Genomic DNA, 14,486 nt, shown 5'->3' on the forward strand with positions numbered 1-14,486 from the left:
TTCCCTGGGAGATTGTCCGCGCGGCGGGGCCGACCGTCAGTCCAGCTTCCTGGCGAATCCGCGCTGCACCGCGGGCCGCTCCATCAGCGCCGCATACCAGCGCGCCACGTTGGGGTAGGCCGCCAGGTCGACCTGGTGGCGTTCGTGCCGCCAGGCCCAGCCCAGGATCGCGAAGTCCGCGATGGACAATTCGCCGGCCACATGGTCATTGGAGGCCAGGCGGGCATCCAGCACGCCATAGAGCCGGTGCGTCTCGGCGCTGAATCGCTGCAGGCCGTAGCGGCGGTCGGTTTCGTCGGCCACCGCCCTGAAGTGATGCACCTGGCCAGGAATGGGCCCGAAGCCGCCCATCTGCCACATCAGCCACTCCATGACCACTGTCTGCGCCCGCAGGTCGGCCGGCAGGAACTTGCCGGTCTTGCGCGCGAGATAGAACAGGATGGCCCCGGACTCGAACACGCTGATCGGCTGGCCGCCGGGCCCGTCGGGATCGACGATGGCGGGGATCTTGTTGTTGGGGCTGATGCGCAGGAACGAGGCCTCGAACTGCTGCCCGTTGCGGATGTCGACGGGTACCACCTCGTAGGGCAGTTCCATTTCTTCCAGGGCCACGCTGATCTTGCGGCCGTTGGGGGTGTTCCAGGCATGGAACTCGATGGTCATGGGCGCGGATACCGGTTGGTGGAGGTCCAGACCATTATCCTCCACCGGCGGCCGGCGCCGGGTTTACCCGCATGCGTGGACGAAACTGATACCTCGTAGAAACAGAATGCGTTTTTCGGGCCATCCAAGCCCTTCTATCCTAGCCGCAACGACAAATAGGGCTGGGAGACGACATGAACGACATCCAACGGTGGCCGGCGCGGAGCGCGCTGATGGTGGCGCATTGCGCCGGCATGGTGGACCTGGTGGCATTGCCGGTATGGGTGGGCACGCTGATGTCCCGCTACGGCCTCGATGCCCAGCAGGCGGGAGCCCTGGCGACCTTGTTCCTGGCCGGGGCGGTGCTCGCCAGCGCCTGGCTGGCACCGCGTTTCCATGGCCTGAACGGGCGCTGGATCGCGCCGGCGGCCTTCGGGACCGCGGCACTGGCGTTCTTCGCCTGCTCCCAGGTCAGCCAGTTCGGCGCGTTGGCGGCATTGCATCTCGCGGGCGGCCTGGCCAATGGCGTAGGCCTGAGCGTGACGCATGGCACCGTGGCGCGCACGGGCAACCCGCAGCGGTTGTTCGGAATCATGCAAACCATGCTGGGCGTGTTCGGCGTGATCTTCATGGCGGCCACGCCGCAGCTCATCGGGGCGTTGGGCGGGCCAGCCCTGTTCGGCGTGTTCGGCGGCGTGATGCTGGTGGCCAGCCTCGTGACGGGGCTGTTCTTCCCTGACGTGGCGGCCGCCGGCGGCCAGCAGGCGGTTTCCCGCAAGGCAGCGAAGCTGCCCGCGAGCGTCTGGTTCGGCATCTGGGGCATCAGCGTGATGGCCATCGTGCAAGGCATGGTTTTCAGCTTCATGGAACGCATGGGCGCGGACCGCGGGTTTTCCGTTTCCCAGTTGAATGGCCTGCTGATCGCGGTGGGGTTGTTCAACCTGCCGGGGGTGATCGCGGCGCTGTTCCAGGCCCGCATCAATGCGCGCGTCGTGGTGCTGTGCGGCGCGACCGCGCAGGGCGTGCTCGCCATGCTGCTGGCCTCGAGCACGGCCTTCGAGCCGTACGCGGCAGCCGGTGCCGTATTCGTGGCGGTAATGGTCTTCACGCACATCTTCGCGTTCGGGCAGTTCGCCGCGCTGGACCCGTCGGGCCGGGCGGCGGCGGCGACTCCCGCCATGACCATGATCGGCGCCGCGGTCGGCCCGATCCTGGGCGGCACGCTGGTCAAGCTCAGCGGTTATCCCGCATTGGGCATGGCGGCGCTGGTGCTCGATGTGCTGGCCTTCGCATTGTTCATGCGGCTGGCGCTGCGGCCCGCCGCCAGCTATGCGGAAAGCCCGGTCAGATGAATGCGCAGGTTCCCGCCTGCTACGCGAATGCCGCGCCGGCATCGGCCAGCGTCTGGCTCAGCTTCGCCGCCTCGGCGTTCATCATTTGCACCACTTCCTCGCGCCTGTCTCCCCGCAGGCGATGGTTCAGCGCGACGATGCTGATCGCGGCATAGTGGCTGCCCAGTAGCGTCGGCACGACTACGCCCAGCCCGGTGACTTCGGGCAGGATGTCGCCGTCGTTCAGCGCGTAGCCCAGCTGGCAGGCGCGCTCGACCATATGGTCCAGCACCGCCTCGGACAGTTTCCCGTAGCGGTTCAACCGGTGCCGGTTCCTGCGCATCACGTCGTCGCGTTCGGCCTGGGGCATGGCGGCCAGCAGCGCCAGTCCGCCCGCCGTGCTGCCCAGCGGGCGCCGCTCTCCCACCATCTGCGTCAGGGCCTTGACCGGATAACTGCCTTCCGCGCGTTCGATCACTACGCTGTCCGTGCCGCTGCGCGTGGTCAGGAACACCGTGTCGCCGGTGGCGCGCGCCAGCCGGTTCAGCACCGGGCCGCACAGCTCGCGCAGGTTGAAGTGGCAGTTCGCCGCCAGCCCCAGTTCGTAGGCCAGCATGCCCAGGAAGTACTCGCGCTTGGGCCCGCGCTGCATCAGCAACCCCTGCTCGACCAGGCAGGCCAGGATGCGATGGGCGGTGGGGGACTTGAGCCCGGTCTCGCGCGCCACCTCCGCCAGCGTGATGCCAGCGGTATTGCGGGCGGCCACTTTCTTCAGGACCAGGATGGTCCGCTCTATGCTTTGCGTGCCCGTGGAACTGGATTGGATTTCCATATTATGGACTCGTATTGACAGTGATTTACTGGATAAAACACACTGGATCGACTCAAAGCGAGTAATGAGGGCCAAATATATTCCATATTATGGATTATTGGGCTTCTTCCACCGGACCACACCAGCCTGCTATCCAGGGAGACAGGAAGATGGCGCAGCAACTCAAACAGGCGCACTACGACGTCGTCGTGCTGGGCGGAGGCGCCGCCGGCGTCGCGGCCGCCGCGGCAGCGGCCAAGAACGGCCGCAAGACACTCATCATCGAGGCCAATCCCATCCTGGGCGGCGAACTGCTCAGCGGCATGTCGCTGGACGGCGTGCTGAATGCCCGCGGTGAATACGTGGTGGGCGGTATTTCCGACGAGTTGTTCGACGAATGCCGGCGCATGGACGGTTTCATCGGTCCGGTGCACGACCATCGCCTGATCTGCTATGTGTGCGTCGATCCCGAGATCATGAAAATCGCCGTGATGCGCGTCCTCGACCGGCATGGTGTGACTACCTGGGTCAACTCCTTCGCCGAGGACGTCGTGGTCCGGGACGGCGTGGTCACCGGCCTCGTGGTGGTCAACAAGAGCGGCCGCACGCTGGTGACGGCGGATCATTTCCTGGACTGCTCGGGCGACGGCGACCTGGCTGTCCGCGCCGGCGCGCCGTTCGAGATGAGCGATGACAGCGGCGATCTGCAGCCGGTGTCGCTGATGTTCCGGGTGGGCAACGTGGACAGCGCGACGCTGTTGCGCTTCGCGCGCGAGAATCCCGCCTCGATGGCGGTGGGCGAGAGCGACTACATCCGCGGGGACAAGACCGACGAGCAGTTGCTGGACCTGCTGGTCGAACAGGGCCAGCCATCGGTGTTCTTCAAGAGCGAGGGGCCTTTCCTGGGCGATGCGATCCGCCGTGGCGACCTGGCGCCCACCGCGTTGATCATGATCCAGCCGACTTCCGCCGCGCGCAAGGAGGTCTGCGTCAACGCCACCCGGGTGGGGGGCAACATCGACGGGACCGACACCGCGGCGGTCAGCGCCACCGTGGGCACCCTGATGGAGCAGGTCTGGCAGACCTATGAGTTCGTCAAGGCCCACTTGCCCGGCTTCGAGAACTCGGTGTTCGCCGGACTGGCCCCGCGCGTGGGCGTGCGCGAGACGCGACGCGTCATGGGCGACTACCTGCTGACCAAGGAAGACGTGGTGTCGGGCCGCAAGCAGCCGGACTCCGTGGTTGCCAAGGGCGCGCAGCACGTCGACATCCACCAGTCCGGCACGACCCAGATACGCATTCCCATCGCCAACGGCGGCTCTTATGACATCCCTTTCGGCTGCCTGCTGCCCAAGGGGCTCAAGAACGTCATGGTCGCTGGCCGCTGCCTGTCCGCGACGCGGGAAGGCATGGGCACGGCCCGCACCATGGGTCCCTGCATGGCCATGGGCCAGGCGGTGGGCACCGCGGCGGCCATGTGCGCCGAACGCGGCGATGCCGACGTGCGCCGCCTGCCGGTGAAGGAACTGCAGGCCAGGCTGCGCGCGCAAGGGGGCGTGATCGACGGCGTGTATTGAACGCCGCGCCGTCCGGCGCCACCCTCCGGAGACAAGCGAGGGGGCGCCGGGCGTCTTGCCGACAACGAGGAAGGAGACCAACCATGCATCGTTATCTTGCCAAGTTTTCCCTGGCCCTGTCGCTGGGCTGCGCGGCTGTCGCGGCCTGGGCGGGCGCCTACCCGGACCGGCCATTGAAGATGATCGTGCCCTTCGCCGCCGGGGCGTCGAGCGACATGCTGGCGCGTACCGTGGCCGATGGCCTGGCCACGCGCCTGGGCCAGCCGGTGGTGGTCGAGAACCGGGCCGGCGCGGGCGGCAACATCGGCGCCGACCTCGTCGCCAAGGCCGCGCCGGACGGCTACTCGCTGGTGATCGGGTCCATCGGCACGCACGCGACCAACAGTCTGATCTACGGCTCCATGCCATACGACACCGTGAAGGATTTCACGCCCGTGACGCTGGTCGCCTCGGTGTCGCTGGTGCTGGTCGTGCATCCCTCGGTGCCCGCGCGCGACGTCAAGCAGCTCATCGCCTATCTACAGGAGCGACCGGGCAAGGTCAGCTATGCGTCCGGCGGAGTCGGCGCATCCCAGCACCTGGCCGGCGAGCTATTCAAGTATCTTGCCAAGGTCGACATGGTCCATGTGCCATACAAGGGCAGCGCGGGATCGATTCCCGACTTGATCAGCGGTCGCGTCCCGGTCATGTTCGCCGACCTGCCGCTGGTGCTGTCCTATATCCAGAACGGTTCGCTGCGAGCCCTGGCGGTGGGTGATCGGGAACGCAGTCCGGTGCTGCCGTCGGTGCCCACGCTGGCCGAATCGGGCGTGCCCGATTACCAGGCCAATGCCTGGTATGGACTGTTCGCTCCCGCCGGGACGCCGCCGGACATCGCCAACCGCCTGCAGCGCGAGGTCGCCGCGATTCTGGAGCAGCCCGAGGTCCGCAAGCGCCTGATCGCGCAGGGCGCCAATCCGAGCGGCATGGCGCCCGATGCCTTCAAGGCGTTCCAGCGCAAGGAGATCGACCGCTGGAAGACGGTGGTGCAGGCGGCCCACATCAAGATGGATTGATGGACTAGGGTAAACCCTAGGTTTGAGGTAGAATGGTGTCTTATCGCGCCTGCGCCTGGCCGCAGGCGCCGACGTGCTGACGCTCCGCCGCCCAGGCGGAGCCGTCCCTTCCGCGGTTCCCTCATCGCTTCCGCCGTACGGCATACGCCGTATCGGCGCGCACGCGTTGCGCCGGCATGCCCGGCACAGCGCGCGATTTTTTTCTGGATGCCCATGATTGACGAAGACGATCGCCGTTCGCCCGCGCCTGCCCGGCCGCGCGGGACGACACGCGCCAACGCGGCGCGGTACCTGCTCACGCCGGCCCAGCTGGAAGAAAGCCTGACCATGGCCGTGCCGCCGTCCGTGCGCAATGCCGTGGTGGCCGGGATGCAGGCGACCCTGGCCGTGGTCGTGGCCCTGGCGTGTTTCCACTATTCGCCCTGGCCGCAACTGGTCGGTTTCGGCGCGCTGGGCGCGCTGGCTTCGCTGTTCGGGCGCTACGCCTCGCGCGTGCGCCGCCGCCGCATGGTCTTCCTGAGCGCCTTGCTGCTGGTCGCCGCGACCCTTGCGACATCGATGGCGGCCCAGGCGGGGGCTTCGTCCACGATGATGGTGCTGGTCCTTGCGCTGGTGGCGGGAGTGTCCACGGTCGCAGTGTCGAGCTGGCGCCTGGGCGGACCGGGCGCCGTCATCATCGTGTTCGCGGCAGGCGCGGCGCTGGGCGCGGCCGGGTCCTGGGAAGCGGTCTTCGCGCGCGCCGCCGCCGCGGCCGCGGGCGGCGCCCTGGCCTGGATCATCTGTGTCCTGACCGATCGCCTCAGGCATGAAGAGCCCGCGACGGGCACCTTTCCTAGCGATCCTCCGCGCCCCATGCGGCACCGGCTGATCGCCGCCGGCCGCATCGCCACGGGCGCCGCCGTGGCCGCGCTGTTGGCGCACGCGGCCGGCTGGCAGCATCCCTCGTGGGCGGCCATAGGCGCGACCGCCGTCATGCAGGGCGGGCACCTGCACATCACGATGAGCCGTGCGCTGCAACGGATGGCAGGCACCGTCGTGGGCGCCTGCGTGGCGGGCGCCATCCTGGCGCAATCGCCTTCGTTCTGGGCCGTGGTGGGCCTGATCGCGCTCTTCCAGTTCGTGACCGAGATCATCATCGGCTACAACTATGCGCTTGGACAGATCACCGTGACGCCCATGGCGCTGTTGATGACGCACCTGGCTGCGCCCGCCATGGCCGGCAACATGGCGCTCGAGCGCGTATTCGACACCATCGTCGGCGCGGCGGCGGGCATCGTGCTGGCGGTGCTGTTCTCCAGTCTGGACGATCGGGCGTACCTGGCGCGCCACCGGCGAGCGGCCGGGCGCTGATGGCGGTCGGGCTGGCCAGGCCCGGAAATGCTTTATCATCGGGCGGCTCTCGCGCGGGTTCCGATCGCCGCGTGGATTCCCGCGGCATGCCATGCTAGACCCCATCAGCGTCATCTTCGTCACGATCTTCTCCGCCATCATGAGCACGGCGGTACTGGGGTCGCTGCTGCCCACCGCCATTCCCGGGGTCAGGCGCTGGTTCAAGGCCAGCGTCATGGCCATCGCAGCGCTGGCCCTGTTCCTGTTCCAGAACGTCGGGCCGCGGTGGCTGACGATCCTGGTCTCCAACCAGCTGCTGGCCCTGGCCATGCTGGTCATCCTGCAAGGGTGCAGGCAGTTCGTCGGGATGCGGCCCGTGCGCTACGCGGAATATGCGGGCTGGGCTGCCCTATTGGCGGCCATGGCCTACTGGACCTATGTGGTGCCCGACATCAACATCCGCATCGCGCTGGTGTCGGCGTTCTATGCCTACGCTTACATCCTGGTGGCCAGGATCGTGTTCATGGCGCGGCCGCTGTCCCGGCCCCACTACGCCTACTGGTTCGTCAGCATCGGCGCATGCCTGGGCGCGATCGGCCATGTGGGCCGGGGGCTGGCCTACGGCGTGGGATGGGTCAGGCAGGCGGAGCTGTTGCAATCGACGCCCGTCAACATCGCCTTCCTGGCGCTGGGCGTGCTGGCGCTGCCCTGGCTGTCGATCGGCATGGTGCTGCTGACTCATGATCGCCTGGCCCATCGGCTCGAACGCCTGGCGAACCTGGATGAACTGACTGGCATCCTGGCGCGGCGCGCGTTCCTGGCGCAGGCCGACGCGGCCGCCCGCACCGCATCGCGCTCCGGGCGGCCGCTGGTGTTCGCCATCGTCGACATCGACCACTTCAAGAACATCAACGACACCCATGGGCATGCGGCGGGAGACCGGGTGCTGGCCCATTTCACCGGCGTGGTGGCCAGCAACCTGCGCGCCGGCGATGCCTTCGGCCGGCTGGGCGGCGAGGAGTTCGCCATTCTTTGTCCGGACACGTCCATGGGGGACGCGGTCAAGCTGCTGAACCGGCTGCGCGCCCGGGTCGCGCAGGCCGAGAGCGCGCTGCCGGGAAGCAAGCTCAAGGTCACGTTCAGCGTCGGGGTCGACCAGTATCGCCCCGGCGAGGAACTGAGCAGCCTGATGGCGCGGGCGGACGCCGCGCTCTACACGGCCAAGGCGATGGGAAGGGACCGCGTCGTGACGGTGGCTGCCGATGCGGATCCGCTTCCCGCCGAAGGGTCTCCCGGATTGGCGACGTGACGCGCCTGCCGTGCCGGCGGACGCTCAGCCCCCGGGCGCGCCCGTCTGTTGCAGCAGCCAGCCGCGAAAGGCCTGCAGGGCGGGCAGCGTGACATTGGCGGGCGGGTAGACCAGATAGTACGAAGTCGGCGAGCGCACCACCGGCCCGAAGGGCGATACCAGCCGGCCATTTTCCAGCTCGTCTTCCACCAGCAGGCGGGGCACCACCGCGGCGCCCAGGCCCGCCATGGCTGCCCGCAGCACCAGCGAGAACGACTCGAATTTCATTCCTCCGGTGGTGCCTTCGGCGGGCAGGCCGCTGGCGGCCAGCCAGTCGTGCCAGGCATGCGGCCGGAACGTCATCTGCAGCGTGGGCACGCGCGGCAGGTCGTCCGGCGTGCGCAGCGTGGTCGCGGCCATCTCCGGCGTACAGACCACGACCATGTGTTCGTCCATCAGCCAGTCCGAGCGGGCGCCGGGCCAGCGGGTGTTGCCCAGGTTGATGGCGGCGTCCAGGCTGTTGTTCTGGAAGTTGAAGGGCAGCCGCGTGACGAGGGTGAGCGCGATGCGCGGATGTTCGCGCTGGAAGCGGGGCAGGCGCGGGATCAGCCATTGCGTGGCGACCGCGGGCACCACGCCCAGCCGCAGCACGCTGGCCGCGGGCTCGGTCGACACGGTTTCGATGATGGCCGATTCCAGCGCGTCGAGCGCGGGCGTCAGGCGCAGCAGCAGGATCTCGCCCGCGGACGTCAGTTGCAGACGCTTGCGTACGCGTTCGAACAGCCGGACCCCGAGGAAGTCCTCCAGCGCCTGGATCTGGTGGCTGATGGCGCTCTGCGTCAGATTCAGCGAGTCCGCCGCCTGCGTGAAGCTCAGCGTGCGTGCCGACAGCTCGAACGCCTGGAGCATGACGGGCGAGGGGATCTTGCGACGCATGTCATTAATCCTGCTAATGAATTCATGATGAGACGTCGCTTGTGGGCAGGCGGACGTCTCCGATAACTTAGTCCCGCGTTTCGTGGTTGCGGCACCGGCATTGTGCAGTAAGTCTGCTTGCATGGGAGTGAGTCGATGAATCGTCGAGATGTACTGCGTCTGGGAGCGGCTGCGGGCCTGGGGGCCGCGGGCAGGGCATGGGCTCAGGAAGAGTTTCCGAACCGCCTGATGAAGGTGGTGGTTCCTTATCCGCCCGGGGGCATCACCGACCTGCTGGGGCGGGTGCTGGCGGACATCCTGGCCAAGGAGTTCCCCGCCAAGCCCGTGATCGTCGAGAACAAGGGCGGCGGCACAGGCACGGTGGCCCAGCAATACATCCTCCAGCAGCCGCACGATGGCCACCTGCTGCTGTCCGGCGGTCTGGGCGGGCTGATCCTGCCGACCATCCTGAATCCTCGCCTGCCCATCGATCCGCAGGAGAACTTCGTTCCCGTGGCCCAACTGGCCGAGCTGATGAACGTGCTGGTGGTGGGCCGGGACGTCGAGGCCCGCACGCTGCCCGAGCTCATCGCCTACGGCAAGACGCGCGTGGGCAAGCTCAACTACGGCTCCAACGGCGTAGGCACGCTGGCCCATTTCACCTCGGTGCTGTTCAACCAGCGCGCGGGCACGCATTTCGTCCATATCCCGTACCGCTCCAGCGGTGAAATCATCACCGGCCTGAAGAACGGGGACATCCAGGTGTCCTTCGCCAACCTGCCATCGGTGGCCTCCCTGGTGCGCGCCGGTTCGCTGCGGGCGATCGCGGTGACGGGGGCCAGGCGCGCGCAGGCGCTGCCCGACGTGCCGACCCTGCTGGAACTGGGCATGGAGGACTTCGTCGCGACGGGATGGCTGGGGGCCTACGCGCCGGTCGGCACGCCCCAGGCCAACATCGACAAGCTGGCCGATGCCATCGTCAAGGGTGGCAGGCAGTCCGAGAACATCCAAAGGCTGCAGACCGCGGGTTTCGAGGTGACGGTGCGCGGCCACGCGGACTTCGCCGCCTGGAACCGCAGCGAATTCGTCAAGTGGAACGAACTGGCCCGCCGGGAGAACATCCGGCCCGAGGCCTGAGCGGCAATTTTCAACAAGGACTGCACATGTTGCCCACCGCAAGAAAACTGGTTTTTTCGGAAGTGCCCATCGTCGACCTCGGGCCGGCCTGGCGCGATGATGCCGGCCGTGCCGCAGTGGCCGAGGCCATCGCCGCCGCCGCCGGCACCGTGGGGTTCTTCTACGTCAGGAACCACGGCCTGGCCGAGCAGGACATCCGCGACATCTTCCAGACCGCCGTGGATTTCCACAGCCTGCCCATGGAGGCCAAGATGGAGGTCTCGCTCAAGCTCAACGACCATGCCCAGGGCTACCTGCACGGCATGAGCAAGGGCAACGACGCGAACATCAAGGAGAACCTCCAGGAAGCGTTCCAGATCCGCCGGCCGCTGGCCGACGACGATCCCGACCTGCTGGCCGGCAAGCCCTTGCACGGCCGCATTCCCTGGCCGTCCGCCATGCCGGACCTGAAGCCGCGGATGATGGCTTACTACGACAAGGTCAACGACCTGGGCTATCGGCTTCTGGATCTGTTCGAGCTGAGCCTGGGCCTGACGGCCGGCGCGCTGAAGGCGAGCTTCGCCAAGGACATGAATTCGCTGCGCCTGCTGCACTATCCGCCGCAGCGCCCCGACGAATCGGGCGAGCACCTGGGGGCGCGCGGACATACCGATACCAATGCCTTCACCATCCTGGCCCAGGACGCGAATGGCGGGCTCGAAGTGCGCAACCGGGACGGCGAATGGGTGGCGGTGCCGCCCATCGGGGGAACGCTGGTGGTCAACGTCGGGGAAGTGCTGAAGGTCTGGACCGACGGCGTGTTCACCTCGGCGGTCCATCGGGTGATCAACCGTTCCGGCAACGAGCGCTATTCCATCCCGTTTTTCATGTATCCGAGTTTCGATGCCTGGATCCAGCCCTTGATCCGCAATCCCGATCCCGCGAACGTGGCGCCCGAGGACCTGCCGACGTCCTTTCCGCGCGACCGGCCTTTCGTCTACGGCGAGCTGAAGGCGCGCAACGTCGCGCGCATCATGCCGCAGAAGAGCGCGGCATAGCGGCAATCGATCATCCAGGGAACCGGAGGGTGGACATGGCGGCCTACGTCATCGGCGAGGTGAAGATTCTGAAGCCCACTGAAATGGGCGAGTACGGCCGCATGGTGGCGGAGGCGGTGGCCGCGCATGGCGGGCGCTACCTGGCGCGCGGAGCCGAGCCCTTCGTGCTCGAAGGCGGGCCGGCCCACAACGTGCTCCTGATCGAGTTTCCCGACAAGGACGCGGCCTTGGCCTGGTACGCATCGCCGGCCTACCAGGCGGCGAAGAAGCTGCGCGAAGGCAAGAGCAACCTGAGGCTGGTCGTGATCGACGACGCATGAGCGGCGCTCACGCGCCGCCGCTCCGGTGGCGCGGCGAGGCCGTGCGGAAGGTGATGGACCAGCGCAAGGCCCGGGCCGGCGCGATGCTGTGTTGCCAGGCCCAGCGCGCCGGTCCGCGCATCAGGTAGATGGACCGGGGCGCCAGCGCCAGGCGTACGATGTCGGCCTTCCTGGGATGGTCGGGCGGGTAGGGCCTGAATCGCATCACGATCTCGCTGCCCAGCGAGATGCCGACCACGTCCTGGAAGTCCGGCACGTCGCGATGCCAGCCCAGCGGCGCGCCGGGCGGATACTCCGCCGCCAGCGCATGGACGAAGGCCTGTGGCGGCACGCCCAGCCATCGCGCCGCGCGGTCGCGCAGCGCATGGAGTTCGGCGATCAGCGCCGTGGCCGGCTGCAGCCGGTTGGCATCGTAGTCGAAGCTGCCGCCGTAGCTCACTACCCGCCTGCGCGCGGTATAGGTCTTGTAGCGGGCAGCGGCGAAGGGCAGGGTGGCCATCAACGCCTCGAGCTCCGCCGCTTCGGCCGGCTCGAGAAAATCCGGTTCATAGACCAGCCCTTCCGGCAGATCGGGCGGAAGCGGGGGCGGCAGGTCGAACAGCGGCGGTTGTTCCATGATGCGATCCGTGTGGCCGCGAAGGCGGTCCCTTACCGGCCGTTGGCGGCGCCCATTGCGGCGGGATAGAGCTTGCGCAGGATCTGCAGGCAGGCGTCTTCGAGCAGGGCGGCCAGTTCCGTGGCTGCCTCCCGGGGGCTGTCGTCCTGGCGTGCCCGGGCCCATATGCGCTGCAACGCCGCCGTCCGCGCCTGCACCACTTCCATGACCTCGTCGCGCCAGAAGGCCGGCGCCTCGCCTTCGACGTAGTCGCCCCGGCCGCGGCCGAAGTGGATGATGGCGAGATAGCGCAGAAGGTCCGCCGCCACCAGCGCGTGCAGGAATTCGTCGGTCAGGCGGGCGGTCGCGTGTTCGGTGCCCTTGGCCTTGTTGATGCCCCAGGCCGCGCCGGCGAACGTGGCCGCGCCGACTATGGCCCCTACCAGCATGCCTCCGCCCAGGGTCAAGCCGCCGGCCAGGAGGTCGGCCGACGCGCCGGTGGCCGCGCCCGACGCGATGGCGCCCAGCAGCCCCGCCTGCTTCACATCGACGGGCGCACTGAAGGCGAAGTTCTCGCGCAAGCGCTGGTTCAGCGGCGCCGCCGCGCTGCCCTGGAGCCCGTGAAGCGCCAGCAGGCGGGCCGTGGTCTGGGCGCCGGCGCGCGACAGGCGCGTGGTGATGGCGGCCATGGCCGCGTCCCGCGCGCTTTCCGGCGCGGACCGGGCCAGGCCCAGGGTGCCCAGTGCCGACCGGATCGCCGAGGCATCGCCCACCGCTTCGGCGTCGCGGGCGGCATCGACGATCTGGCGCGCGATGAGATCCATGGACTGCTGGAAACGGTCGAGATTGCGCTTGTCCCAGGCCGAGGCCAGCCGGGCATAGCCGCGCTGGACGGCTGCCGGCAGGCAGGCGCGGATGGCGTCGAACAGCACCCGCTCGTGTACCCAGCTGCGGGCGAATGCATCCAGCGGCACGACGTCGCGCACCACGCCGTAGGGCCGGAGATGGTCGGTCCAGCGCGCGACGTCTTCCTGCTCGCGCGGGGCGGGACGAGGCGGCCCCATCTGGTTGAGCAGCACCACCACGGGCTTGCCCAGCCATTGCAGGATCTGCATCTCGGGCGCGACATAGCCCGCATCCTGCGGATCTTCCGAGGCATTGACCAGATACAGCACCACGTCGGCGTTGTCGCGCGCCGCCTGCAGTGCGCGCTGGCTGAGCCAGAAAGCGCGGTCGCTGACCCGGTCCCAGACTTCGGTCAGGAACCATCCCACGGGGTTGCCCGCCATCTCCAGCCGCCTGGCCAGCCGCGCGGAGTCGCCGAAACCCGGCGTGTCCCACAGGTACAGTTCGTCGCCGTCGCCGGTGGTGAACAGGCGATACGCATCGGCAGCCTGCGTGACGTGAGCCGCGTCGCGGACTTCTCCCACGTCCGCGCCCAGCAGGGTGCGGGCCAGCGTCGTCTTGCCGGCATTGGTGTGGGACACCAGGCAGAGCTGTATGCGGACGGGCTTGTCAGGCATCGGGAGGATGGAGCAGATCGACGAAGGTGACCGGCACCTTATGCAGCGTGCCGAAATCCTGCCACAGGCGCCGGCGTTCTTCCAGGCGGCGGTCGGCGCCGGCCTGGCCGTCGAGGCGCGCAACATAGGCCGACTGGTCGACGGCCAGCACGATCTTGCCGGGCAGGGCGCGCGCCAGGTGATCGAGGAAGGCGCCGTGGTTCTCGGCCTCGGGCGTGGCCGACAGGTTTACCAGCGCGGCAGTGACGGTCGCGCCTTCGTCCGCCGCGTCCGGCGCGGGCATGTCCTGCGGGTCGGCGCCATAGTCCCAGCCGGGCATCACCGCGGCCTGGGCGGTGTCGCCCAGCATGGAGCGCGCCAGCGCCTGCAAGGCCTGGCCGCGCGCCGCGTCGACGGCGAAGCTGTAGGGAATGACGCGCAGGCGCAGCGGCACCGGGCTGAGCGAACCCAGCAGCTTGCGGTAGTAGGGCTGGCCCATGTCCAGCGGAAAGTCCGCGCGCAGGCGTGTCTCCTTCCAGCGCGCCGCGGCCGCCAGCGCCAGGCGGGGAATCACGACCACGATGGCCAGCAGCGCCGCGTACAGATGGACCCAGCGGGCGCCGCCCGGCACGAAGCCGGCGGCGTCGAATCGCAGCGCGGCGATTTCCGCCGGCGTGAAACCCGGCAGGCGGAACAGCCAGGTCGCCGGCGCGAACAGCACGCCCAGGATGGCGTGCACCTGGCCGGCATCGAGGAAGGTGCTTTCCCAGCCGACGCGGTATTCGACGGTCAGCCCACGTGCGTAGAGCGACAGGGCGACGCCTGCACCGAACAGCGCGGCGCAAAGGTGAAGGATGCGCTTGCCGCGCGCCAGGTGCAGCGGCGCCGCCAGGCGCTGCCAGTCGAGCGCGAAGCGCGCCCCGGCGGCGGCCAGCGCGGGCGAGCGG

General features: G+C 68.4%; 14 protein-coding genes. 8 read left to right on the forward strand and 6 right to left on the reverse strand.

Annotated elements, in window-relative coordinates; translation table 11 throughout:
• Positions 1-36 precede the first annotated feature (36 nt).
• Complete coding sequence (locus CDO46_RS01060) at positions 37-663, reverse strand: glutathione S-transferase family protein (RefSeq protein WP_087836722.1); 627 nt, start codon at positions 661-663, stop codon at positions 37-39.
• Between the two features lie 173 nt (positions 664-836).
• Here CDO46_RS01060 and CDO46_RS01065 point away from each other — a divergent pair, with 173 nt between their 5' ends.
• The gene (locus CDO46_RS01065) at positions 837-1,994 is read left to right on the forward strand and encodes an MFS transporter (RefSeq protein ID WP_087836723.1); all 1,158 of its coding nucleotides are present in this window, start codon (positions 837-839) and stop codon (positions 1,992-1,994) included.
• Between the two features lie 19 nt (positions 1,995-2,013).
• On the opposite strand, the gene CDO46_RS01070 is transcribed toward CDO46_RS01065, so the two are convergent.
• A complete protein-coding gene (locus CDO46_RS01070) occupies positions 2,014-2,805 on the reverse strand; it encodes an IclR family transcriptional regulator (RefSeq protein ID WP_087836724.1) in 792 nt (263 codons plus the stop codon).
• Positions 2,806-2,954: 149 nt separating this feature from the next.
• Between CDO46_RS01070 and CDO46_RS01075 the strand changes: the two genes are divergently transcribed.
• The 4 genes from CDO46_RS01075 (at position 2,955) to CDO46_RS01090 (ending at position 8,054) form a co-directional block, all read left to right on the forward strand.
• Positions 2,955-4,361 carry an FAD-dependent oxidoreductase gene (locus CDO46_RS01075; RefSeq protein ID WP_176400627.1) on the forward strand — a complete coding sequence of 469 codons (1,407 nt, stop codon included), beginning with the start codon at positions 2,955-2,957 and terminating at the stop codon, positions 4,359-4,361.
• An 83-nt stretch (positions 4,362-4,444) separates the two neighbouring features.
• Positions 4,445-5,416, forward strand: coding sequence for a tripartite tricarboxylate transporter substrate binding protein (locus tag CDO46_RS01080; protein ID WP_087836726.1), 972 nt, complete (start codon positions 4,445-4,447; stop codon positions 5,414-5,416).
• Positions 5,417-5,629: 213 nt separating this feature from the next.
• Complete coding sequence (locus CDO46_RS01085; RefSeq protein ID WP_087836727.1) at positions 5,630-6,766, forward strand: FUSC family protein; 1,137 nt, start codon at positions 5,630-5,632, stop codon at positions 6,764-6,766.
• A gap of 91 nt (positions 6,767-6,857) precedes the next feature.
• The gene (locus CDO46_RS01090; protein WP_087836728.1) at positions 6,858-8,054 is read left to right on the forward strand and encodes a diguanylate cyclase; all 1,197 of its coding nucleotides are present in this window, start codon (positions 6,858-6,860) and stop codon (positions 8,052-8,054) included.
• A gap of 24 nt (positions 8,055-8,078) precedes the next feature.
• Here CDO46_RS01090 and CDO46_RS01095 read toward each other — a convergent pair whose 3' ends face one another.
• Complete coding sequence (locus tag CDO46_RS01095; RefSeq protein ID WP_176400628.1) at positions 8,079-8,969, reverse strand: LysR substrate-binding domain-containing protein; 891 nt, start codon at positions 8,967-8,969, stop codon at positions 8,079-8,081.
• A 135-nt stretch (positions 8,970-9,104) separates the two neighbouring features.
• On the opposite strand from CDO46_RS01095, the gene CDO46_RS01100 reads away from it, so the two are divergent.
• Genes CDO46_RS01100 through CDO46_RS01110 form a run of 3 tightly spaced genes read left to right on the forward strand, consistent with a single transcriptional unit; the run spans position 9,105 to position 11,442 of the window.
• A complete protein-coding gene (locus CDO46_RS01100) occupies positions 9,105-10,085 on the forward strand; it encodes a tripartite tricarboxylate transporter substrate binding protein (protein ID WP_087836730.1) in 981 nt (326 codons plus the stop codon).
• 26 nt (positions 10,086-10,111) lie between these two features.
• Positions 10,112-11,122, forward strand: coding sequence for an isopenicillin N synthase family oxygenase (locus CDO46_RS01105; RefSeq protein ID WP_087836731.1), 1,011 nt, complete (start codon positions 10,112-10,114; stop codon positions 11,120-11,122).
• 35 nt (positions 11,123-11,157) lie between these two features.
• Positions 11,158-11,442 (forward strand): DUF1330 domain-containing protein, encoded by a 285-nt coding sequence (locus tag CDO46_RS01110; protein ID WP_087836732.1) that lies wholly within the window; start codon positions 11,158-11,160, stop codon positions 11,440-11,442.
• Positions 11,443-11,449: 7 nt separating this feature from the next.
• On the opposite strand, the gene CDO46_RS01115 is transcribed toward CDO46_RS01110, so the two are convergent.
• The 3 genes from CDO46_RS01115 to CDO46_RS01125 form a co-directional block, all read right to left on the reverse strand.
• Positions 11,450-12,058: an alpha-ketoglutarate-dependent dioxygenase AlkB gene (locus CDO46_RS01115; protein WP_087836733.1), complete on the reverse strand. Its 609-nt coding sequence runs from the start codon at positions 12,056-12,058 to the stop codon at positions 11,450-11,452.
• A 32-nt stretch (positions 12,059-12,090) separates the two neighbouring features.
• Complete coding sequence (locus CDO46_RS01120) at positions 12,091-13,560, reverse strand: GTPase domain-containing protein (RefSeq protein WP_087836734.1); 1,470 nt, start codon at positions 13,558-13,560, stop codon at positions 12,091-12,093.
• Positions 13,553-14,486, reverse strand: a 934-nt coding sequence (locus tag CDO46_RS01125; RefSeq protein ID WP_140416816.1) for a DUF2868 domain-containing protein, incomplete at its 5' end; no start/stop codon positions are given. The genes CDO46_RS01120 and CDO46_RS01125, both read right to left, overlap by 8 nt.

Origin of the sequence: Pigmentiphaga sp. NML030171 (assembly GCF_002188635.1) — a bacterium.
Classification (GTDB): domain Bacteria; phylum Pseudomonadota; class Gammaproteobacteria; order Burkholderiales; family Burkholderiaceae_B; genus Pigmentiphaga; species Pigmentiphaga daeguensis.

Bases quoted from the DNA above. Each gene is read 5' to 3' on its own strand.
- CDO46_RS01060 (WP_087836722.1), bottom strand. From the start codon at position 663: ATGACCATCGAGTTCCATGCCTGGAACACCCCCAACGGCCGCAAGATC.
- CDO46_RS01065 (WP_087836723.1), top strand. From the start codon at position 837: ATGAACGACATCCAACGGTGGCCGGCGCGGAGCGCGCTGATGGTGGCG.
- CDO46_RS01070 (WP_087836724.1), bottom strand. From the start codon at position 2,805: ATGGAAATCCAATCCAGTTCCACGGGCACGCAAAGCATAGAGCGGACC.
- CDO46_RS01075 (WP_176400627.1), top strand. From the start codon at position 2,955: ATGGCGCAGCAACTCAAACAGGCGCACTACGACGTCGTCGTGCTGGGC.
- CDO46_RS01080 (WP_087836726.1), top strand. From the start codon at position 4,445: ATGCATCGTTATCTTGCCAAGTTTTCCCTGGCCCTGTCGCTGGGCTGC.
- CDO46_RS01085 (WP_087836727.1), top strand. From the start codon at position 5,630: ATGATTGACGAAGACGATCGCCGTTCGCCCGCGCCTGCCCGGCCGCGC.
- CDO46_RS01090 (WP_087836728.1), top strand. From the start codon at position 6,858: ATGCTAGACCCCATCAGCGTCATCTTCGTCACGATCTTCTCCGCCATC.
- CDO46_RS01095 (WP_176400628.1), bottom strand. From the start codon at position 8,969: ATGCGTCGCAAGATCCCCTCGCCCGTCATGCTCCAGGCGTTCGAGCTG.
- CDO46_RS01100 (WP_087836730.1), top strand. From the start codon at position 9,105: ATGAATCGTCGAGATGTACTGCGTCTGGGAGCGGCTGCGGGCCTGGGG.
- CDO46_RS01105 (WP_087836731.1), top strand. From the start codon at position 10,112: ATGTTGCCCACCGCAAGAAAACTGGTTTTTTCGGAAGTGCCCATCGTC.
- CDO46_RS01110 (WP_087836732.1), top strand. From the start codon at position 11,158: ATGGCGGCCTACGTCATCGGCGAGGTGAAGATTCTGAAGCCCACTGAA.
- CDO46_RS01115 (WP_087836733.1), bottom strand. From the start codon at position 12,058: ATGGAACAACCGCCGCTGTTCGACCTGCCGCCCCCGCTTCCGCCCGAT.
- CDO46_RS01120 (WP_087836734.1), bottom strand. From the start codon at position 13,560: ATGCCTGACAAGCCCGTCCGCATACAGCTCTGCCTGGTGTCCCACACC.